This window comes from Acidobacteriota bacterium, from assembly GCA_009838525.1.
Taxonomy (GTDB): domain Bacteria; phylum Acidobacteriota; class Vicinamibacteria; order Vicinamibacterales; family UBA8438; genus VXRJ01.
The window spans coordinates 1-19,405 of sequence record VXRJ01000033.1; the positions used below are offsets into that span (position 1 = coordinate 1).

Below are 19,405 nucleotides of genomic sequence, written 5' to 3' on the forward strand. Positions count from 1 at the left end.
TCGTGATCGTCGTGATCGTCGTCGTGGTCATCGTCGTGATCGTCGTGGTCATCGTGTGCATGTCCGCCGGTACGCTCCGCCGCCCGGTAGTTGTCACGGTCGAACCGACCGCCGAACTGCACGCGAATGCGCCCGAAGTTCAGCTCTTCGTAGGCGAAGGCCGCGAAGGACGTCAGGTCGGTCCGGGGCGCCAGCGCCTCGACGCCCGCCGCCTCGAAGTCCCGTATCTGCGTCCAGGCGCCGAACCTCCCGGAGAGACGCTGCGTCTGCCGCTGGTCCACATCGGCGCGGAGGATGTAGACCCGGTTGTCGTAGCGCGTGCCGACGCGTTCCTGCCCACCCTCGATCTCCAGCTCGTCATGGTTCCAATTCACGACGTTCAGGCTGAGCCGTGCCCCCTCGATGACGGGGTTGCCAAGGCTGTGTACACCGAGGTCGACGCGCCCGGCGCGACGCTGCCAGTCGAGCGAGATCGCCGTCTCGCCATGGTCGTCCCCGTGCCCTTCGTGCTCATCTTCGTGGTGTCCGTGGAACTCGCCGGCGAACGGCACTCCATAGCGGCCGTCGTTCAACGTCACGCCGGCGCTCGCGAAGAGCCGGTCGCCCAGCCAGCCCACGCCGGCCCGCCCGTTGGCCGACTCGGTGGCGGAGTTCTCGACGGTCCCCAGTGGCGTGGCGTAGTCTTCCGTCCGCCGCAGGTTGCCGCCGCCCCAGAAGTGCACGCCGTTCCGTGCGTGCTGCAGGCCGAAGTTGGTGCCTGCCTGGCCATTCGCGCTTCCCACGTCGGCGCTCCACTGCGCCCGCGTCCCGTCGATCAGCGACTCGCGATAGCTCTCGTGGGGTGTGATCACGTTGACGAGCCCGCCGACCGCGTTCGAGCCGTACAACAACGTCGCCGGCCCACGCACGATCTCGATGCGTTCCGCGCTGTGAGGGTCGACCGCGACGCCATGGTCGCCGGACTCGCTCGACAGGTCTCCGGTGCGGATACCGTCCTCCAGGATCAGCACCCGGTCACCGTCGAAGCCGCGGATGATCGGCCGGGCGGCTCCGGGGCCGAAGGTGCGGATCGCAATGCCCGGCTCGTGCCGAAGGGCGTCTCCAAGATCGGCGGGCGACTCCCTTGCGATGTCGAACGCGTCCACGGTGGTGACCGCGTTGAACGCCTCGAACGTCGTCTCCGTGCCTTCCACCGAGGCGGTCACCGTAACGTCCTCGCGAATGGCCGAGAGTACGAGTTCGAAGTCCACCGTCGCCGCTCCGCCTGAAACGACGTTCACCGTCTGTCGTCCCGCGGTCACGTGCTCGCGTTGCGCAAGGACTTCGTAGGAGCCGGCCGGCACGCCGTCGATTGCGAACCTCCCCTGTTCGTCCGTCAACCCAAACCTGCCCGTGCCCACAACGAGGACGACGGCGCCTTGAACGGGGCCGTATTGCTGGAGTGTTACGGTGCCGCGCACCACGCCGGTCTCCTGAGCCAGGGCCGGCGCCGCAACAAGGACGGCCATCGAAGCCGCCGCGATAACAAGTGTCGTTGTCAATCGATACATCAGATTCCCTTCCCGAGTTCCACTCTTCGTAACTCTCTTCCCGTTTCCATCGTGCAGGGCAGCCGAGAACGCGCCAGCCGCTGCGTTCTTGAGACAGCACCCTGGACGGGCGCATGACACGACACCGCCGACCCGTGCCGGGTCTTCGACAAACGATGGCGGAAACGCAGCGCGTGACGGGAACTAGGCGGGCGGGCCGCGGGCGGGGAGGCGACGGAAGTGACCGGACGCGATCCATTCGCCGCCGGCAGCCTGCTCGAGCGGCTCCGCCACCTCGGCGAGTCCGATCTGCAACGAGCCGGCAAGTTCGGCGGCAGGCTGGTGTCGGAGCTGGCAGACGGCGCAATTCTGATCGGCCGCGTGCTCCTCGTGACAGAAAACCTCGGCGGCGGCGGCGCTGGCCATCGCCATCACCAGAACGGCGATCCATGCGCGCCAGCCGCGGCTACGGCGTGCGAGCCTCGCCTGCGCACTTCCTCTGTGGATCATGGATTCTCCACCGTAGCAGAGACGGCGGCAGGGCGGCAAGGGCCGCCGCAGATGCCGAAAATCCGTTACGATAGTCTCTTCGGTTCAGACCCTGCTCTTGCCGTCGCCGGCTCATCATGAAGGACTCTCTCGCAACCGTTCCGTCGAGCACGTATCTGGCCTCCGGATCGCGCCTGACGGCGTGCGCCGCGGCCCTGTGCGGCCTGCACTGCGCGCTCACACCGTTCCTCGTCGTGGTGGCGCCCGCGCTCGCGCTCACCGAAAACGTCGAGCGAGCCATGTGGGCCGGGACTGTCGTTCTCGGCGTCGTGCTGCTCGCGCTGAGCCCGGCCTGCAAGAACGCGGCCGTGGTCCTCACCTTTGCCGGGGGAGCAGCGCTCTGGGCGGCCTCTCTTGCCGGTTGGCTCGAGCCGCTGCCCGAGACACTGACGTCGGTGGGTGGCAGCCTGCTCCTCGCCGGCGCCATGGTGCAGAGTGCCCGTATCTGCCAGACCGGCGCGTGTTCGGCATGCGCCGACGAGGAGCGCTCGGATCAGGAAGGCTGACGGCGACCGCGACCGGAATCGCCAGCACCAGAGCCAGCGCCTTTCACTCGTCCTTCGGCAAGCTGAACGCGACGTACTCGGAACCGGAAGGCGGTCCCCTCCTGCCGCCACCGGCCGCGATCACCACATACTGTTGGCCATCCACGCTGTAGATTGCCGGTGTCGCGAATCCTGCGGCGGATAGCTCAGCTTCCCACAGCACTTCCCCGTCCCGGACGTCAAAAGGCCCGGAACTTCCTGTCCGGAGTGGCGCCGATGAAGATCAGGCCCGACGCGGTTACCACCGGTCCGCCGTAGTTCTCCGCGCCAAGTCCCAGTCCTTCCGTTTCGGCGTAGTCGCCCAATGGGACTTGCCAGTCGATCTCGCCCGTGGCCAAATCGATGGAACCGAGCGTTGCGCTCGAAATCCTGAAGATGATCGTAGCTCGGCATGCGACCGCTCCCCTCTCGCATGACCCTCGCCAATTGACCGCGCGTCAGCCGAAGACCAACGTCTACCAGGCTCGGTCCGTCGTCGGTGCCTTCACGATCGATGCCGTGGCAGCTTGCGCAATGCTCGACGTACGCGTTGCGGTTACTGAATCCCACTGGAATCTCGTGCAGACGAATGATGCCGCCGATCTCCTGGGCATTCAGGATGAGTCGGTTGCCATTCGGGTCGAAGGCCGAGCCCCCCATTCCGCACCGCCATCGTATGCGGGGTAGAAGAGCGTGCCGGCCACGCTCGGGGTCGCCCACGGTCGTTGATCCAGATCCCTGATCAGGTTCTCCACGAAGTCGGTCGCCTCCCGGCTTCGCCTGGTGGTCTCAAACGACTGACGGGTAAAGGCGACGCTGGACATCGGTTGCGTCGGAGAGGCCTGTTCTCCGGGCAGGTCACTGGGAGGCGCCGATACTTCGGCGATGTCGTACAGCGATTCTCCGGTGTCACGGTCGAATACGAACAGGTGTCCGGATTTCGTCGTCACCGCGACGGCATCGATGACCACGCCAGAGCGTTCCATCTCGACCAGAGTGGGCGGGGAAGGAAGGTCGCGATCCCACAGATCGTGACGCACGGCCTGGAAGTACCACCGCAGCTCACCGGTTCGTGCGTCGAGGGCGAGCAGGCAGTTGGCAAACAGATTGTCGCCCGGACGCGATGCTCCATAGAAGTCGGGGGTGGCGGAGCCCGTCGGCACGAAGACAAGCTCACGCTCTGCGTCCAGGGCCATTCCCGTCCAGTTGTTCGCCCCACCTGCTCGTTCGAGAGCCCCGTCCGCCCAGGTTTCGGATCCCATCTCGCCAGGCCGGGGGAGGCTGTTGAATTGCCAGACCAGGTCGCCGGTGATGGCGCTGTAGGCACGGACCGAGCCGGCGTGGGCTCTATCACCCTCATCGGTCGAAAAACCCAACACGATCAGGTCTTCGAAAATGACGCCCGGTACGCTCACAAAGAACGGAGCAGATCTACCGCTCGGCGTTAGATCGACCCTGCCGTTCTCGCCAAGTCCTCGACGGGTCGACCCGTGCTCGGATCTAGCGCGATGAGCTCGCGGCCAGCGGTATAGAACAGGCGGGATCGATCGTCGTCCTGCCACCACATGAGCCCCCGTTGAGCGGCTCCAGCCGCGTCCGGATCGTACCGCCACAACTCGTCACCGGTCGCTGCGTCAAGGGCAAACGCGACGAGTCTCGGTGACAAGCCATACAGCACGCCATCGATGATGAGCGGGCTGGTGTACATGACCGGCCTCGACCCGGGGACCAGCGCGCCGGAGTCGTAGATCCACGCCACCTCGAGCTCGCGAACATTGTCGCGATTGATCTGAACCAACTCGGAATAGTGTCTACGTCCCGGATCGCCCAGATAGGCGGACCAATTGGCGTTCTGCAGGTCGGGCGTGCAGGAGCACAGCAGGAGGGTGGTGAGAGCAAGGCAAGTCGGCCGTGGCGCCACTGGGAGATCCAACCCCCGGCGCTTCGAACGGCGAGCCAGGAAACCCATGCAGTCACCTCTACATCGTTCGCGGCGTCGGCCGCGTATGACGTGTTAAGGCAGAGCGAAAACGAACAGGTTGTTCCCGTAGCTGGGACGAAGCTCGGGCGTGAGGCCGACGAATGCGGACGCGCTCGCGGCGGTGCCGGTGCTGACCGCGACGTACTGACGGCCGTCGACCGCGAAGCTGATCGGAAAACCGGTGACCGGCGAGCCGAGGTTGATCTCCCACAGCACCTCGCCGGTCTCCTGGTCGAGGGCGCGGAAGCGCCCGTTCACGTCTCCGCCGAACACGAGCCCGCCGCCGGTGGTGACGAGCGACATGGTTGCCGCGCGCTGCTCCTGCACCCAGGCCGAGCGGCCCGTTTCCGCCGAGATCGCGTGGACCGTGCCCAACTGGTCGGTGCCGGGCGCCATCTGGAAGCGGGCGGCAAGCTGGTAGATGGCCAATCCCTCGTCCGGGGTCGCCAGGACGCGTGCGCACGAGTTGCGCAGCGGGTAGTACATCGTGTTCGTCAGCGGGCTGTAGGCGCCGGCTTCCCAGTCCTTGCCGCCCAGCCAGCCGGGGCACGACAGGATCTGCTGTCCGTAGCCGCTGAAGACCGCCTCGGAGTTCGGGGTGACCTCGCCGGTGGCGCCGTCGATGTCGCTGATGAGGTTCTGGGTGACCGTCGGCGTGGCCCAGAGGAACTCCCCCGTCTCGCGGTCGAGGGTGTACACCACGCCCGTCTTTCCGGGAATGCCGGTGACGACCTTGCGCACCTCGCCGGCGCGCACGCGCGGATTGATCCAGCTCACGGCGTCGGGGTCCGGGGCCACCGCGGTGTCGACGAGCAGCCGCTCGAAGGGATGGTCCATGTCCCAGTGGTCGTTCAGGTGCTGGTAGTACCAGCGAATCTCGCCGGTGTCGCCGTCGAGGGCGAGGGTCGAGTTGTGGTACAGGTGCTTCAGGTCCGAGCCGCCGAGCAGGAACTTCGGCGCGGGAGAGGTGACGGACGTGCCGACGTAGACCAGGTCGAGCTCCGGGTCGTAGCTGGGCACCATCCACGAGCCCACGTGGACGCGCTCCTCGTAGGGCACGCCGCCCCAGGTCTCGTCGCCCGGCTCGCCCGGCGCCGGGACGAGGCGGGTCCGCCACAGCTCGGCCCCGGTCGTGGCGTCATGCGCGACGATCACGCAGGCCGTCGGACCGCCCGCGGGCCGGCAACTGCGCCCCGAAATCACCTTGCCGTTGGCGACAATCGGACCCGACGAGTGCCGCGCCGCCGCCGTCGTGTAGTCGTAGATCTCGGTCTCCCAGGCCAGTTCCCCGGTCGCGGCGTCAACCGCGTAGACGTGGCCGTCGTTGCCGGTATCGATGATCACGTTCCCGTAGATCGCCACGTTCCGGTTGACGGTGGCGAGCCCCGCCGCCGCGGCCAGTTCCTCGGCGTTGTCCGGGATCTCCCGGCGGTACTCCCAAAGGAGATCGCCGGTCACCGCATCGATCGCCTGCAGGTGATCGTTCGGGTTCGGCATGTACAGCGTGCCGCCATAGGCCAGCGGCGTGCCTTCCTGGTAGCCGGACGACAGGGCGCGGGTCCACACCAGACGCAGTTCGTCGACGTTGTCCCGGTTGATCTGGTCGAGCGGGCTGTAGCCCCAGCCGTTCAGGGTGCGCCGCCACATGAGCCAGTCGCCGGGCGCCGGATCCTGGAGCATGGCGTCCGTGACGGGAGGCGCTGCGGGAGCCTGCGCCGCGGCCGGTCCGGCCACCGAAACGAGTCCGATCAGGGCCAGGACGACAAGGCGCGTCATCTCCTAGCGGCTCCGGAAGAGGTCGCTCCGCACGACCTCGTGAATCATGGTGCGGACCGGATAGCCGTCAGGGCGCAAGCGCGCCACGATGCCCTCCACCGCGTCACGATCCGCGAACTCGATCTCCGCGCCGGTCGCATAGACGAGCAGCTGCGAGCTCAGGTGACGGGCCACCTGCTCGAGGTCGTTCCGCAGCATCAGCCGCTTGTACTCGTGGATGTCGGCAAACGCGTCCCCCACCGGCGTGACGCCGCTCGGGTCCACCGCGGGGCCCTCGCTGTAGTACCCGGGCACCAGCGCGTTGCCGTACCGGGCCTCGCCTCCGGACGACCGGTAGTGCGTGCGGAAGCCGCCGATCGGGTCGAACGACTCCAGCGCGAAGCCGGGCGGATCGATCACGCGGTGGCAGCTCGCGCAGACCGGATTCGACCGGTGGGCGTCCAACTGTTCCCGGATGGTCGTCGTCCCGCGCGTGTCCGGCTCCAGACCCTCCACCCCGGCCGGGGGCGGCGCCGCCGGCTGCCCGAGCAGGTTCGCCAGCACGAAGTTGCCCCGCGGCACCGGCGACGTCGTCGTCCCGTTCGCCGTTACCTTCAGCACGCTCGCCTGCGTGAGCAGCCCACCGCGCGGACTGTCCGCCGGAAGCGCCACCTTGCGCATCTGCTGGCCCTCGACGCCGGCGATGCCGTAGTGCTCCGCGAGCCGGCGGTTTACGAACGTGAAGTCCGCGTCTATCAGCCCACCGACGCCATGGTTCCCGGCGAGCAGCTCACCGAGGAACAGCTCCGTCTCTCGCTGCATCGCCTGCCCCAGCCGGTCGTCGTACTCGGGATACAGTCCGCCGTCCGGAGCGGTCGCCTTCAGCTCGTAGAGCCGGAACGCCTGGCCCGCGAAGTCCCGCACGAACCGCGCGGTCCGATCGTCGTCGAGCATCCGGTCGACCTGCCGCGCCAGCACGTCGGCATCCGACAGCCGGCCCGCGCGCGCCGCGTCGAGGAGCTCCGCGTCCGGCATGCTGCGCCAGAGAAAGTAGGACAGCCTGGTCGCGAGTCCGAAGTCGTCCATCTCCCCCGGCTCGCCACCGTGGTGATAGAGGAACGACGGCGCGCTGAGGATGGCGCGCAGCGGCACGCGCACCGCCTCGAGGAACGGCCGTCCGCCGGCCAGGAGCGGCTCGGCAAGGCTGGCGTAGGCCTCCAGCTCGCCGTCCTCCAGCGGCCGGCGGAACGCGCGCGGCGCGAACGCCGCGACGATGTCGACGACGTGCTCGTAGGGATCCCTGGTGAGCCGGACCTCGCCCGCCTCGTCGAAATCGAGGCCGGTCAGCAACTGCCGGGTGCTCGCCGGCGGCCAGGCGTCGAGGAGCGGCCCCTCGATGGTCATCGACCTCAGGGCAATGCCCTCACCGGTGTAGTCCCGGACGTTCTTGTCCGGCTGGAAATAGCGGAGGGGGTCGTCGCCCGGCGGAAAGTCGGCGTCGGCCACGGCCGGGCTGATGAGCTCGCCGGGACTCAGGAACGGGGTGATCACCACCGTCTGCGGCGCGTCGCCCACCAGGTCGTACGAGCCGATCAGCTCGTCCAGCGACGCGGGCCCGCCCACCGAGGCTCCGCGGTACAGGGTCAGCGTCACCGGCGTGTCCGCCTGGTAGGCATAGGCCTCGACGGCGACGCGATACCGGCCGGGCCGGGGCACGGTGAAGCCCTCCGCGAGCGAGTGGAGCAGGTACGTCGAGGCGGCCGCGGAGAATGTCGCGTAGCCGTCGTCCAGCTGCTTGACCGCGCCTCCGCCCAGGATCTCCGCGTTGCTGGAGCGGTAGAGGCCTCGAGACTTCACGTACTCGATCACGTGCCGGTCGGTTGGCGGCCGGGGGCCAGCCGCGAGAGCCGTGTCGAGCGCCCGATCCGCCGCATCCAGATAGGACCGGACGTGCAGCGGCGACATGGCCTGGTTCGCCGCCACGGTATCGAATCCGCCCGAATCGGCTTCCGCCGGCAGTCCCCGGCTCAGGATCTCGCCGACTGCCTCGTCGATGCCGAGCAGGTCCGAGATGGTGTAGGCGTACTCCAGCCGCGTGAGGCGGCGCAGCGGCGTGCGCTGCCCCCCGCGCGCCGCGAGGTTGGCGTCGACCAGCGCCCGCTTCAGCGACCCGAGCGCCGTCTCGACGACCGCGGCATCGGGGCGCGGGGCGGCGGCCGGGGGCATCTCGCCGTTCTCCACCCGCTCGTACACCCGCTCCCACGTGCGATACGTCGCGCGGTCGGTCAGGTCGAACCCGAGCCGCGCGAGGTTGAGCGGCGTCACCGTGTGGTCGCCGTGGCAGGCAAGGCAGGAACGCTCGACGAGCGGGGCCACGCCGTCTTCGAACGACTGGCCGGACGCGACGCCGGGCGCGAGCCAGAGACAGGCCACCAAGGCGGCGCAGGTTCTTGCCGTCATCGGGCCGCCATCGTGCTCATCGGCTCCCGAAGAGCTCGCTCCGCACGACCTCGTGAATCATGGTGCGGATCGGATAGCCGTCCTCGCGCAGCCGCGCGACGATGTCCTCGACCGCATCCCGGTCCGCAAACTCGATCTCCGCCCCCGTCGCGTAGACCAGGAACTGCGAGCTGAGGTTGCGAGCCACCTGCTCGACGTCGTTCTCCAGCATCAGCCGCTTGTAGCCGTGGATATCCGCGAAGGTGTCACCCACCGGCGTGACGCCGCTCGGGTCCACCGCGGGCCCCTCGGTGTACGGCGCGGGTACGGTGAAATCGCCGAACGTCATCTGGCCGCCGCTAGCCCGGTAGTTCGTCCGAAAGCCGCCGATTGGGTCGAACGACTCCAGTGCGAAGCCGGGCGGATCGATGTCCCGGTGACAGCTCGCGCAGACCGGGTTCGACCGGTGGGCTTCGAGTTGCTCGCGGATGGTGGTCGTCCCGCGCGTGTCAGGTTCCAGGCCCTCCACGCCGGCCGGGGGTGGCGGGGCCGGCTGCCCGAGCAGGTTGGCGAGCACGAAGTTGCCCCGCGGCACCGGCGACGTGGTCGTCCCGTTCGCCGTCACCTTCAGCACGCTCGCCTGCGTGAGCAGCCCGCCGCGCGGGCTGTCCGCCGGCAGCTCCACGCGGCGCATGTGCTGCCCCCCGACGGTCGGCAACCCATAGTGCTCGGCCAGACGGCGGTTCACGAACGTGAAGTCGGCGTCGATCAGGTTCCCCACGCCGTGGTTCTCGGCGATCAGCTCGCCGAGGAACAGTTCCGTCTCCCGCTGCATGGCCTGCCCCAGCCGATCGTCGTACTCGGGATACAGCCCCGCGTCCGGGGCGGTGGCCTTGATCTCGTAGAGCCGGAACGCCTGGCCCGCGAAGTCCCGGACGAACCGCTCGTTGCGGTCGTCGTCGAGCATCCGGTCGACCTGCGCCGCGAGCACGGCGGGGTCGGACAGCCGCCCCTCGCGCGCCAGCTCGAAGAGCTCGTCGTCCGGCATGCTGCGCCACAGGAAATAGGCGAGGCGCGTCGCGAGCCCGAAGTCGTCCATGTTGCCCGGCGCGCCGCCGTGGTGGTAGAGGAACGGCGGCGCGCTGAGGATCGCGCGCAGCGGCACACGAACCGCATCGAGGAACGGCCGCCCGGCGGCCAGCAGAGGCTGCGCAAGGCTGGCGTAGGCCTCCAGCTCGCCGTCCTCCAGCGGCCGGCGGAACGCGCGCGGCGCGAATGCCGCGACTACGTCGACGACGTGCTCGTAGGGATCCCTGGTCAGCCGGATCTCGCCGGCGTCGTCGAACTCGATGCCCGCCAGGAGCTGCCGGGCGCCGGCCGGCGGCCACGCGTCGACGAGCGGCCCCTCGATGGTCATCGACCGGAACGCGATCCCTTCCCCGGGATAGTCCACCATCCCGCCGTAGCCCTCGGAGGGATCGGCGGGCGGCGTCCACGACCCGTCCTGCGGGACGTCGAGCTCCGTCGCGGAAAGGCCGATCAGCTCGCCGGGCCGCAGGAACGGCGTGACCTCCACGGTCCGCGCGACTTCGAGGTCGTACGAGCCGATAAGCTCGTCCAGCGACGCGGCGACACCCGCCTTGAGCCCACGGTAGATGACCAGGTTCACGAGGGAGTTCGCCTGGTACGGGTAGGCGTCCACGGTGACGCGGTAACGACCCGGCTGCGGCACGTGGAAACCCTCCGATTCACTATGGAAGGTATAGGTCGAGCCGAAATCGAAGAACATCGCGAAGCCATCGTCCAACTGCTTGACGATGCCCAGGCCCAGGCCCTTCGCCATGCTTATCCCCCAGAGATACTGCGATTGCGAATAGTCGATGTGGTACGTCTGGGTCTCCGGACGCGGGCCGAACTGCAGCGCGGCGTCAAGGGCCCGGTCGGCCGCGTCGAGATAGGCCTGGACGTGCAGTGGCGACATGCTCTGCCGGGCCGCGACCGTGTCGAACCCCCCGGAGTCGGCCTCGGCCGGCAGCATCTGGCTCAGCTCCGTGCCGACAGCCTCGTCGAGCTGCAGCAGGTCCGCGATGGTGTAGGCGTACTCCAGGCGTGTGAGGCGGCGGAGCGGCGTGCGCAGATCCCCGCGGGCCGCGAGGTTCGCATCGACGAGGGCGCGCTTCAGGGACCCGAGCGCCGTTTCGACCACCGCTCTGTCGGGTCGCGCAACCGTGGCGGGAGGCATCTCGCCGTTCTCCACCCGTTCGTAGACTCGCTCCCACGCGCGATAGGTCGCGCGGTCGGTCAGGTCGGACCCAAGGCTCGCGAGGTTGAGCGGTGTCACGGTGCGTTCGCCGTGGCACGCGAGACAGGACCCCTGGACGAGCGGCGCCACGTCGGCTTCGAACGACTGGGCGGACGCGACGCCGGACGCGAGCCACAGGCAAGCCGCGAGCACGGCGCAGGTTCGTACTTTCATCGAGCTCCTCTCCAGGAAAGACCCTACACCGGTCCTACGACCAGGTCAGCGTGCCAGTGCTCTGCGAGAACGCGTCCGTCTCGAGGCCCATGTTCTGGAGCATCGTGACGAACAGGTTGCAGAGCGGCGCGTTGTGCTCGCCCTCGTGCACGACGTGCGTCCCGTGCGAGAACCCGCCCCCCGCAAGGAGAATCGGCAGGTCGATCGGCGTGTGCGCGTTGGCGTTGCCCAGGTTGCTGCCGAACAGCACCATCGTGTGATCGAGCAGCGAGCCGTCCGCGCCGCCGCGCCCGCTCAGGTCGGTCAGCAGGCCGCCGAAGGCCTCGACAATCTGGGTCTCGATCCTCTTCAACTGCGCGATCTTGGCCTCGTCCTGCCCGTGGTGGGACAGGCTGTGCTGATCGCCGGAAACTCCCTGCACCTGCGGCACGACGCCGTGGTCGTGGATCATCAGACTGATGACGCGCGAGGAGTCCGTTTCCAGAACCAGCGGCATCATGCGGAACATCAGCTTGATGCGCCCGATGAGATCCGCGGGGTTCGGGAGATCGGTCGGGGGCTCCGCGTCCACTACGGGCTTCGGCTTCTGCTGCCAAGCCTTGACTTCCGCGAGGTCGAGCTCGGCCGTCCGGACCGCGTCGTAGTAGGCATCCAGCTTCTGACGGTCCGCTGCGCTGACCCGCCCGCGCAGCGAATCGGTCTGCGACTTCAGACGGTCGAGGATGCTGCCGCCGTCGTTGAGGCTCTGCGCCTCTCGTTCGACCTCCTCCGGCGTGCCCTGCAGGAACAGTCTCCGGAACAGGCTGGCCGGGCTGTCCTCGGCCGGCACCATTGCGCCGCTCGTGGTGTAGGACTGACTCTGCGCGCTCGCCGTCCCCAGGACGACCGACGGGAACCGCGTCACGTACCCCAGATGGTTGGCCGCCACCTGGTCGACCGAGACGCTGTTCCGGAACCCGTCGAGCCCAGGCCGCCGCGCCGCGGTCAACCACGTGATCTCGGAGTTGTGCGGCTGGCGGCCGCTCTGCTCCTCGTGCGAGAAGCCGGTGAACAGCGTGTATTTCGACCGGTGCTCGTCGATCAGCTTGAGGTACTCGGTCGCCTCGTAGCCGGCGCCCGCCGCCTGCGGGAACCACGACGACGAGTAGAGCCCCAGCGTGGTGCAGATCGTCACCAGCCGCCTAGGCGGAGCGGCCACTGCGGCGCGGGCGATGGCCGGCGCCATCGATTCGAGCAGCGGCAGCGCCATCGCGACGCCTGAGGCGCGGAGGAACGTACGCCGGTCGAGCGGTCGGGTCGTGATCATGGTCATCGGCTCCTGACGAACGGATTAGGGCATACGAAAGGCGTCGGTGAACCCGAACTCGACCTCGACGGTCTCACCCGCGACGACCGCAATGGGGCCCGGTGCGCCGTACGCATTCGGACTGTAGACGCCGGCCGGCGTGCCGGACGGGACCGCTGTGCGGCCCGTCCATCCCCCCTGCTCGTCGTAGAGGGCTGTCAGGTACACGGTCGACGCGGACAACCCCGCGACGGTCACCGTGCCGCCGTTCTCCACGACCCGGGCGTTCCCGATCGGCAGGACGCTCCCATCGGGCGGGATGTCCGCGGTGTCCCAGACCGACAGCCAGATGGCGTTGTTCAGCCCGACCCCGCCGCTCCCCTGGTAGGTGACGGTCACCTGCAGGGCGCCCCCCTGAGCAGCCCCCATCGCACTTGTCAGAAGGACAGCGGCCAGCGTCAGCATCATCCCCATGCCGAGCACGCGCGCTTTCGAGGACATCCGTCCACCTCCCGGGATTCCGGTGTTGACGCCGCCGAGAAGTAAGTTACTGCTTACTTGCGGAAGGCTACCGGAATCCCGACACGATGTCAACGGCCGGCGGCCGCGTCCTCGGCCCGGCCGGCCCGGAGGGTGTTCTCGAGGCCGTAGTTGCCCTCGTGGCACGTGTACTCGAGGATCCGGTAGTCCGGCGACCGGTTCATCGGCAGCTCGACCGTCCACGGACGCTCGAACGCTTCGGGGTCTTCGACCGTCACCCGATAAAGCAGCGTGTTCTCGTCGACCGGAATGAACCGCTCGGTCACGCGCGTGGCCTCGCTTTGCGGAATGCCCCGGACCCGGCCGGTCGCCACATTCGTGCCGACGGTCCCCTTCGCGTTGTAGTGCGTGACCTCCACGACCAGCGTGTTGCCCTCCCAGCGGCCCCGGGACACGCCATCCCACTGACGGATGTTCGACGGCAGCTCCGGCCGGTCGTCCAGGGGAATGATGCGGGAGACGTGGATCATCTCGGAAGAAATCACCACCTGGTCCTGCGTCTGGAGAATCAGGTGGCCGGTGTTGTAGGTGGGGAACATCACCCCCGGCACCCCGCGCGTGATGCAGCGCTCCCACGGGGTGTTGTGCACCCAGTGGTCGGGCAGGAGCCGGAGGTTCTCGTCCCGAACCGCCCGGGCCGCCGGCAGGATGGGCACTACTCCGCTGGGCGGGTCGACGACCATCGACCGCCGCCGCTCGTTGCTCTTCGCATCAACCTCGCCCGGCGAGAAGTCGCCGGAAGGACCGATGCCGGGGCCGGAGTCGCCGCTGTTGTCGACTCCCGGGAACCAGGCCGCCAGCGCCTTCAGGTCCTCCCACACTTCGGGGCCCGGGGTCTCGAACGGCGTCGAGTCGAAGCTGGTCCAGATACCCGATATGTCGGGCTGCCCGTCCGGCGTCCGCGGGGGCGTGTAGTCCTGTCCGAACGCCGGCGCCGCCATCAACAGCGTCGCGACAAGGGTGCAAGCCAGGCGGGTGCATGTTCTCATCGGTTCATCTCCTGCCGATCCCCGGAATGATAACCCGCCAAGCCCGAGCCGCCAGGAATCTCCGGCTCCGTCCGTTCGAAGCCCGAACGGCGCGTCACTCGACCTCGACGAAGATCGGGTTCGAGTAGAACCAGAGATCGTCCCAGGGGTTCTCCCCGGGATCGTCCATTGGAGGCTCGAGGTCGTCGGTGCTTGTGCCGCGCACCCGGACATAGAGATCGCGGTCCACCGCGGGCAGCACCGCCTCGACGGTGTAGCGGTCTCCGTCGCGGTCCAGCGCGTCGCGCGTGAAGCGGGCGAAGACGCGCGTCGTCGGATTTCGGTCGTTCGCCGCATCGGAGGCCGGTCCCCGCACTTCGCCGACGATCACGTCGACCCGTCGGACGGCGGGATTCTCGCCCGCCGCGTTCGCGGTTTCCGGATCGCGGAAGCGGACGGTCGCCGTGACCCTCGCCCCCGGCGCGACACGCAAGGTGCCGCCGAGCCCGGCCTTCTGACGACCGCTCGCCAGGCTGACGTCGAGCGCGGTCACCAGATCCCCGGCCACCGCGAACATGCGGCCGCGCCGCAGGCCGTCGAGCACGTCGGCATAGGTCGGGCGCGCATGGACCCAGGTCTTGTGGAACTCGCCGGGCCAGAAATCGCTCCCGGCCCGGACCGGTTCGGCGTAGTGAAAATGCGAGTCGGACGAGGCCACGATCCAGAACCGCCGCCCCTCCCCGAGGAGCGCGTCCCACAGGCCGCCGACGATGGCGGTCATCTGGTCGAAGCCGCCCAGGGTCCGGGCTTCCGGGTTCCGGTATACGCCGCGGTACCCGCTGCCGTTCTCGTTGAGGGCAGCGGCCTGGTGGCCGGGCGCGCCCTCCATCCCGCGGTATACGTCCGGCGCGATGTCGTTGTTCTCTCGGAGCTCCCACGGTTCGTCGCGACCATAGACACCGATCGCTTCCGCCGACCGGGAAGGGTGGTTGGCGAACAGGATCGGCAGCCTGTCCAACTCCTGCATGTGCGCCAACGCCTGTCGTCTGAGCCCCGCCGACTGCCGGCGCGGGTCGGAGGGACGGGCCCAGTCCTCGTTGGAGTCGAAACGGCTCTCGATCTCGTGCAGCACCAAGGCCTCGTCCTCGGCCCGGGGAATGATCAGCGTGTGGTGGTCCATGCCCGGCATGTTGAGCTCCATGCCGTAGAACTGCAGCACGTCGGGAACGAGTTCGCGCGACAGGGTCAGTTCGCGGTAGGCCTGCTCCAGGTTCACCTTGGAGTGGGCGGGGCCGCCGTGATCGGTCGTCACCAACCAGCGCAGGCCGAACCGCCGCGCCATCGTGGCGTTGCGCGGCGTCGAGTAGAGCGCATCCCGCCCCTTGATGGGGGTCGGCGGTGCGGTGCGGTAGTCGTAGCCTGTGCTCCAATGGCTATGGATGTGTGAATCGCCGGGCAGCCATTCGCGCTCGGCGGCGGGTTGGGCCAGGGCGAGGGTGGCCGCCGCGCACAGGACGCAGAGCCAGACGACACGCGGAGGGATGGTACTCCGCGAGAGGCCCGGGGGTTCCAGTCGACGGCGTTGGTAAGAAGTTATGGGCATTTCTCCGTTCCAACCGCTAGCAACCCGGCATGGGGTCACGGGATTCGATCCCGCAGGCCGTCCCGCGGAGCACGATGCGCGGTGCGGCATCGTAGGCGGCGTGCAGGTCGTCGTTCGACGCGAAAGAGCGCGCCGGAAGTTGGCGGGCCGGAACCGCCAACTCGACCGGACGGCCCTCGAACGGGTCCGGTTGCACCTGTACCGTCGTTCCGTCGCGAGTGACCGTGTAACCCGCGTAGCGATACGTCTCCGACCATTCGCAGCAGAAGACCAGCGAGATCACGTCGCCCAGAAAGACGAAGCGGTAGTCCGCCAGCAGTCCATCGAGGTCATTGTCGTAGGCGCCGGCGCGGAGGAGCCGGTCACGCTCCACGGTCATGGCGGAGCGGAAGCGTTCCCAGCCCGGTAGCGGATGCACCTCCAGCAGAGCGAGGGCGTGCTGCGCCACGAGGGCCGCCGCGTCAGGATCTTCCGGCTCGATCCGGCGTACGCCGCGCGGCCAGATACCCTGCTTCGTCGCGTCCGGCGCCGTCATGAAGTGGTGCGGGCGTCGGCTGCCCGGGTCGAGATCCGGGTACGCGTCCACTTCTCGCCAGCCGTTGTCGTGCTCGCGCGTCGCAAGCAGCACGGTCTCGCGCCTCGGGCTCGCCGGAAGGTCGTCCCCGCGCCAAGCGGTCATGATGCACCCCGACAGGGCGGCGTGATCCGGCTGGGTGACGAGAAGCAGACAGTCGCCGTCGGGTCGGACAATCACGTCGTTGAGCATAGCCGCGTATGATGGACAACGTACCGGGGCGCGTTGGTCCCCGGAGGGTAAACGAACCAGCGGAGAATTCATGATGAAGCTTGCGCGCATACTGACGTTGACATTGCTGCTCGGATTCGCGATAGCCTCAACCGCGGCGGCGCAGGCATTGCCGGACGTCGACCAGTTCGGTCCGCAGGTCGGCGAGGTCGTGCCGTCCTTCTCGCTCGTCGACCAGAACGGTGCGGCGCGCGACCTGCGGTCGTTGATGGGACCCGGCGGACTGATGCTCGTGTTCAGCCGCTCGGCAGACTGGTGACCGTACTGCAAGACGCAGCTCGTGGAGCTGCAGAGCCGGTATGACGACCTCCAGGACAGCGGGCTCGGCCTCGCCGTCATCACGTACGACCCCGCCACGACCCTCTCGCAGTTCGCCGACGCGCGCGGGATCACGTTTCCGCTCCTTTCCGACACAGGCTCCGCGACGATTCGGGAGTACGAACTGCTGAACGAAGAGATGAACCCGGACCGTGCGCCCGAGGAGCGCCGGGAGCTGATGCAGCGCCTGTACGGAATCCCTTACCCGGGAACGTTCATCCTCGATCCGGACGGGCGCGTGACGGCACGTTTCTTCGAGGCGGCGTACCAAGAGCGCTCCACGGTATCCAGCATCGCGGTCCGTCTGGGGGGCGCCGCGGCAGGCGCGGCGCCGGACGCGACGCGTATCGAGACCGAGCATCTCGAGGCCATCGTCTGGGCGACCGACGACGTCGTTGCTCCCGGCAACCGTCTATCGCTGGTGGTCGACGTGACGCCGAAGCCCGACATGCACGTCTATGCGCCCGGGGATCACGCCTACCGGGTCGTTCGACTCCGCATGACGGGGCCCGACTTCCTGCAAAGCCACGATGTGACGTATCCGCCGTCGGGGATGTACCACTTCGAGCCCCTGGACGAGACGGTGCCGGTCTACGAGGAGACCTTTCGTCTCGTGCACGACGTGACGATTCCGATGCGGCCGGACATCGCCGAGATGGCGTCCGAGCCCGGTTCCACGGTACGCATCGAGGCGGTGCTCGAGTACCAGGCCTGCGACCACGAGATCTGCTATCTGCCGCAGGCGCTGCCGTTGAGTTGGGACTTGTCCTGGCGCGCGCTGATCCGCGACTAGTCGCGGGGCATTCGGTGCCGTTCAGCGGCTGCGCTTCCCTCGTTGCTACTCCGGCCGGTGCGGCAGCAGCTCCCAGTAGAGGTGCCCGCCGGCCATCTCGCCGTCCTCGTTCGCGCGGGGCCGGCCTCCGAGCCGCAGGACGTCGCCGTCAAGCTGGTAGAGGCGTTCCGCGTCCGTCACCTCGCTGAAGGGCCGAATCCGACCCTCCTGGTGGTGGACGACGTACTGCGGATCCGCGGCCTCGTGCACGGTGAAGCGGCCGAAGTACCCGCCGTAGGTCCGGTACGCCGCCAGGGATTCCTCCGGTGTGGGCGTGTCGCCGGCATACGGCACGCGTCCTTCACGGGCCATCAGGTGGACCAGCATATGGCCGGTCGGCGTGTAGATGATGTACGAGCCGGCGCGGTCCGTGTTCCGCTCCCCGCTCTCGACGGGCACGCCGTCCTGCACCGTGTAGCGGTCGGTGTAGAGGAGTTGACGGAAACCTACGAAGCGTCGCGCTTCCTCCGACAGCTCCGCGTCGGGCAGCCGCTCCCAGACGACCTGCCGCGTGGCGTCTCGCTTCATCCCGGTGTCGGACGCGGGGGTGAGGATTAGCCGGTCGCCGTCGAGGTCGTAGTAGCGCTTCGCGTCCACCTCGCCACCCGGGTTGATCTGCCCGATCCGATGGTGGATCAGGTAGCCGCCGTCCTCATCCTCTTCGACGGAGAAAGGGCCGTAGTACCCGGTATAGCCCTGAAGCGCAGCGTGCACCTCCTCCGCCGTCGGCTCGCTGGCGTCGGCGAACGGCTCGCGGTCGCGCGGCATGACGTTCACGGCCATGTAGCCGCGGTCGCTGTAGGTAATGTAGCCGAGGGAATTGAAGTCGTCGGTCGGCACCCAGGCGCCGTTCTCGTCCTTGACGTTCCGTCCGACGAGTTGGTACGTGCCGACGATCGGATCGCGCGCGCTCGCATCGAGCACCGTCTCGACGGACGCGTCCTCCGTCGACACTTCCGGCGCTTCCCCGGCGCAGCCGGCGAGGGCAAAGGGCAGACCGACGAACACCGCAAGGGCGAGGGCGAGTCTCTTTCCGCGCATCACAGCCTCCCTCATTTCCGCCTACGCCGACGCGACTCTGCGCACCGTGCACACATGCCCTCGACCTCGACCGTGCGACGTGTCGCGACAAACCCGAGGACGGCGGCATCCTCGGCGAGCAGTCCTCCGATCCGCGGATCCTCAAGCTCGACCGACGACCGGCAGCGGCTGCAAATGAAGAACAGGCAGTCGTGGTCGCGCTCGGGATGCACGCACGGGACGTAGGCGTTCAGGCTCTCGATCCTGGAAACGAGGCCCTGCGCCATCAGGAACTCCAGCACCCGATACACGGTCGGCGGTCCGACCGGACGCGAATCTCTGGGCGTGACCGCTTTGATCAATTCGTAGGCGCCCGTCGGCCGACCGCTCGCCCAAAGCAGTTCCAGTATACGCCTCCGCAGCGCTGTCATCCGCACGCCGCGCCCCTCGCAAATCGATACCGCGAGCGCGACCCGTTCGCGTGGCGAGTGCCGCCCGCGGCAATCCGGATCAACGCAGGGCCGGGGTCGGACCGACGGTTTCGCCATAGCCTGTCTCGACTTGCGGCAAGGATAGGCAACACTATAACATTGCGTCCTGTTCCAGAAGAGATTTCCATCCGGGGCGGCCCGTCATTGATGAAAGGCCGGGACATGGACAGTGCGGTTGTCGAGCACCGAACGCCGACCCCATCACGCACCGCGTCGGAAGCGCGGCGTCGGCCGCGCCGCGCCGAGGCGGAGGCCGCCGTTCGCACACTGATCGAGTGGGCCGGGGACGA

At 68.2% G+C, this 19,405-nt stretch carries 17 protein-coding genes; 2 read left to right on the plus strand and 15 right to left on the minus strand.

Translation table 11 applies throughout. The features are described from left to right. Together F4Y45_14210 and F4Y45_14215 are read right to left on the minus strand one after the other, a co-directional pair. A partial coding sequence (locus tag F4Y45_14210) for a TonB-dependent receptor (protein ID MXY25656.1) occupies positions 1–1,550 on the minus strand: 1,550 nt, incomplete at its 3' end. 183 nt (positions 1,551–1,733) lie between these two features. Further along, a complete protein-coding gene (locus F4Y45_14215) occupies positions 1,734–2,039 on the minus strand; it encodes a hypothetical protein (protein MXY25657.1) in 306 nt (101 codons plus the stop codon). 116 nt (positions 2,040–2,155) lie between these two features. Between F4Y45_14215 and F4Y45_14220 the strand changes: the two genes are divergently transcribed. Then, a complete protein-coding gene (locus tag F4Y45_14220) occupies positions 2,156–2,584 on the plus strand; it encodes a MerC domain-containing protein (protein MXY25658.1) in 429 nt (142 codons plus the stop codon). Between the two features lie 120 nt (positions 2,585–2,704). On the opposite strand, the gene F4Y45_14225 is transcribed toward F4Y45_14220, so the two are convergent. The 11 genes from F4Y45_14225 to F4Y45_14275 form a co-directional block, all read right to left on the minus strand. Next, positions 2,705–3,262 carry a cytochrome c gene (locus F4Y45_14225; GenBank protein ID MXY25659.1) on the minus strand — a complete coding sequence of 186 codons (558 nt, stop codon included), beginning with the start codon at positions 3,260–3,262 and terminating at the stop codon, positions 2,705–2,707. Beyond that, positions 3,217–4,017 carry a PQQ-binding-like beta-propeller repeat protein gene (locus F4Y45_14230; GenBank protein ID MXY25660.1) on the minus strand — a complete coding sequence of 267 codons (801 nt, stop codon included), beginning with the start codon at positions 4,015–4,017 and terminating at the stop codon, positions 3,217–3,219. Before F4Y45_14230 ends, F4Y45_14225 begins: the two co-directional genes overlap by 46 nt. Positions 4,018–4,046: 29 nt before the next feature. Continuing rightward, on the minus strand, positions 4,047–4,571 hold the full coding sequence (locus tag F4Y45_14235) for a PQQ-binding-like beta-propeller repeat protein (GenBank protein ID MXY25661.1): 525 nt from the start codon (positions 4,569–4,571) through the stop codon (positions 4,047–4,049). Positions 4,572–4,616: 45 nt separating this feature from the next. Next, a complete protein-coding gene (locus F4Y45_14240) occupies positions 4,617–6,359 on the minus strand; it encodes a PQQ-binding-like beta-propeller repeat protein (protein ID MXY25662.1) in 1,743 nt (580 codons plus the stop codon). 3 nt (positions 6,360–6,362) lie between these two features. Continuing rightward, entirely contained in the window at positions 6,363–8,798 is a 2,436-nt protein-coding gene (locus F4Y45_14245; GenBank protein MXY25663.1) for a DUF1592 domain-containing protein, read from the minus strand. Between the two features lie 16 nt (positions 8,799–8,814). Continuing rightward, complete coding sequence (locus F4Y45_14250) at positions 8,815–11,253, minus strand: DUF1592 domain-containing protein (GenBank protein ID MXY25664.1); 2,439 nt, start codon at positions 11,251–11,253, stop codon at positions 8,815–8,817. A gap of 34 nt (positions 11,254–11,287) precedes the next feature. After that, complete coding sequence (locus F4Y45_14255) at positions 11,288–12,559, minus strand: DUF1552 domain-containing protein (GenBank protein ID MXY25665.1); 1,272 nt, start codon at positions 12,557–12,559, stop codon at positions 11,288–11,290. Between the two features lie 24 nt (positions 12,560–12,583). After that, complete coding sequence (locus F4Y45_14260) at positions 12,584–13,039, minus strand: hypothetical protein (GenBank protein MXY25666.1); 456 nt, start codon at positions 13,037–13,039, stop codon at positions 12,584–12,586. Positions 13,040–13,128: 89 nt separating this feature from the next. Then, positions 13,129–14,067: a hypothetical protein gene (locus tag F4Y45_14265; protein MXY25667.1), complete on the minus strand. Its 939-nt coding sequence runs from the start codon at positions 14,065–14,067 to the stop codon at positions 13,129–13,131. Positions 14,068–14,161: 94 nt separating this feature from the next. Continuing rightward, positions 14,162–15,649: a phosphoesterase gene (locus F4Y45_14270; protein MXY25668.1), complete on the minus strand. Its 1,488-nt coding sequence runs from the start codon at positions 15,647–15,649 to the stop codon at positions 14,162–14,164. A 16-nt stretch (positions 15,650–15,665) separates the two neighbouring features. Continuing rightward, positions 15,666–16,793, minus strand: coding sequence for a DUF3891 family protein (locus F4Y45_14275; protein MXY25669.1), 1,128 nt, complete (start codon positions 16,791–16,793; stop codon positions 15,666–15,668). Here F4Y45_14275 and F4Y45_14280 point away from each other — a divergent pair. After that, positions 16,735–17,565 (plus strand): peroxiredoxin family protein, encoded by an 831-nt coding sequence (locus F4Y45_14280; GenBank protein ID MXY25670.1) that lies wholly within the window; start codon positions 16,735–16,737, stop codon positions 17,563–17,565. The genes F4Y45_14275 and F4Y45_14280 overlap by 59 nt on opposite strands. Positions 17,566–17,610: 45 nt before the next feature. Here F4Y45_14280 and F4Y45_14285 read toward each other — a convergent pair whose 3' ends face one another. Both F4Y45_14285 and F4Y45_14290 read right to left on the minus strand, forming a co-directional pair. Then, positions 17,611–18,660, minus strand: coding sequence for a lipocalin-like domain-containing protein (locus F4Y45_14285; GenBank protein ID MXY25671.1), 1,050 nt, complete (start codon positions 18,658–18,660; stop codon positions 17,611–17,613). Next, entirely contained in the window at positions 18,657–19,172 is a 516-nt protein-coding gene (locus F4Y45_14290; protein MXY25672.1) for a transcriptional repressor, read from the minus strand. The genes F4Y45_14285 and F4Y45_14290 overlap by 4 nt, the downstream gene beginning before the upstream one ends. Positions 19,173–19,405 lie beyond the last annotated feature (233 nt).

Bases quoted from the DNA above. Each gene is read 5' to 3' on its own strand.
- F4Y45_14215 (MXY25657.1), bottom strand. From the start codon at position 2,039: ATGATCCACAGAGGAAGTGCGCAGGCGAGGCTCGCACGCCGTAGCCGC.
- F4Y45_14220 (MXY25658.1), top strand. From the start codon at position 2,156: ATGAAGGACTCTCTCGCAACCGTTCCGTCGAGCACGTATCTGGCCTCC.
- F4Y45_14225 (MXY25659.1), bottom strand. From the start codon at position 3,262: ATGGGGGGCTCGGCCTTCGACCCGAATGGCAACCGACTCATCCTGAAT.
- F4Y45_14235 (MXY25661.1), bottom strand. From the start codon at position 4,571: ATGGGTTTCCTGGCTCGCCGTTCGAAGCGCCGGGGGTTGGATCTCCCA.
- F4Y45_14240 (MXY25662.1), bottom strand. From the start codon at position 6,359: ATGACGCGCCTTGTCGTCCTGGCCCTGATCGGACTCGTTTCGGTGGCC.
- F4Y45_14245 (MXY25663.1), bottom strand. From the start codon at position 8,798: ATGACGGCAAGAACCTGCGCCGCCTTGGTGGCCTGTCTCTGGCTCGCG.
- F4Y45_14250 (MXY25664.1), bottom strand. From the start codon at position 11,253: ATGAAAGTACGAACCTGCGCCGTGCTCGCGGCTTGCCTGTGGCTCGCG.
- F4Y45_14255 (MXY25665.1), bottom strand. From the start codon at position 12,559: ATGATCACGACCCGACCGCTCGACCGGCGTACGTTCCTCCGCGCCTCA.
- F4Y45_14260 (MXY25666.1), bottom strand. From the start codon at position 13,039: ATGTCCTCGAAAGCGCGCGTGCTCGGCATGGGGATGATGCTGACGCTG.
- F4Y45_14265 (MXY25667.1), bottom strand. From the start codon at position 14,067: ATGAGAACATGCACCCGCCTGGCTTGCACCCTTGTCGCGACGCTGTTG.
- F4Y45_14270 (MXY25668.1), bottom strand. From the start codon at position 15,649: ATGCCCATAACTTCTTACCAACGCCGTCGACTGGAACCCCCGGGCCTC.
- F4Y45_14275 (MXY25669.1), bottom strand. From the start codon at position 16,793: ATGACGGCGAGGCCGAGCCCGCTGTCCTGGAGGTCGTCATACCGGCTC.
- F4Y45_14285 (MXY25671.1), bottom strand. From the start codon at position 18,660: ATGAGGGAGGCTGTGATGCGCGGAAAGAGACTCGCCCTCGCCCTTGCG.
- F4Y45_14290 (MXY25672.1), bottom strand. From the start codon at position 19,172: ATGGCGAAACCGTCGGTCCGACCCCGGCCCTGCGTTGATCCGGATTGC.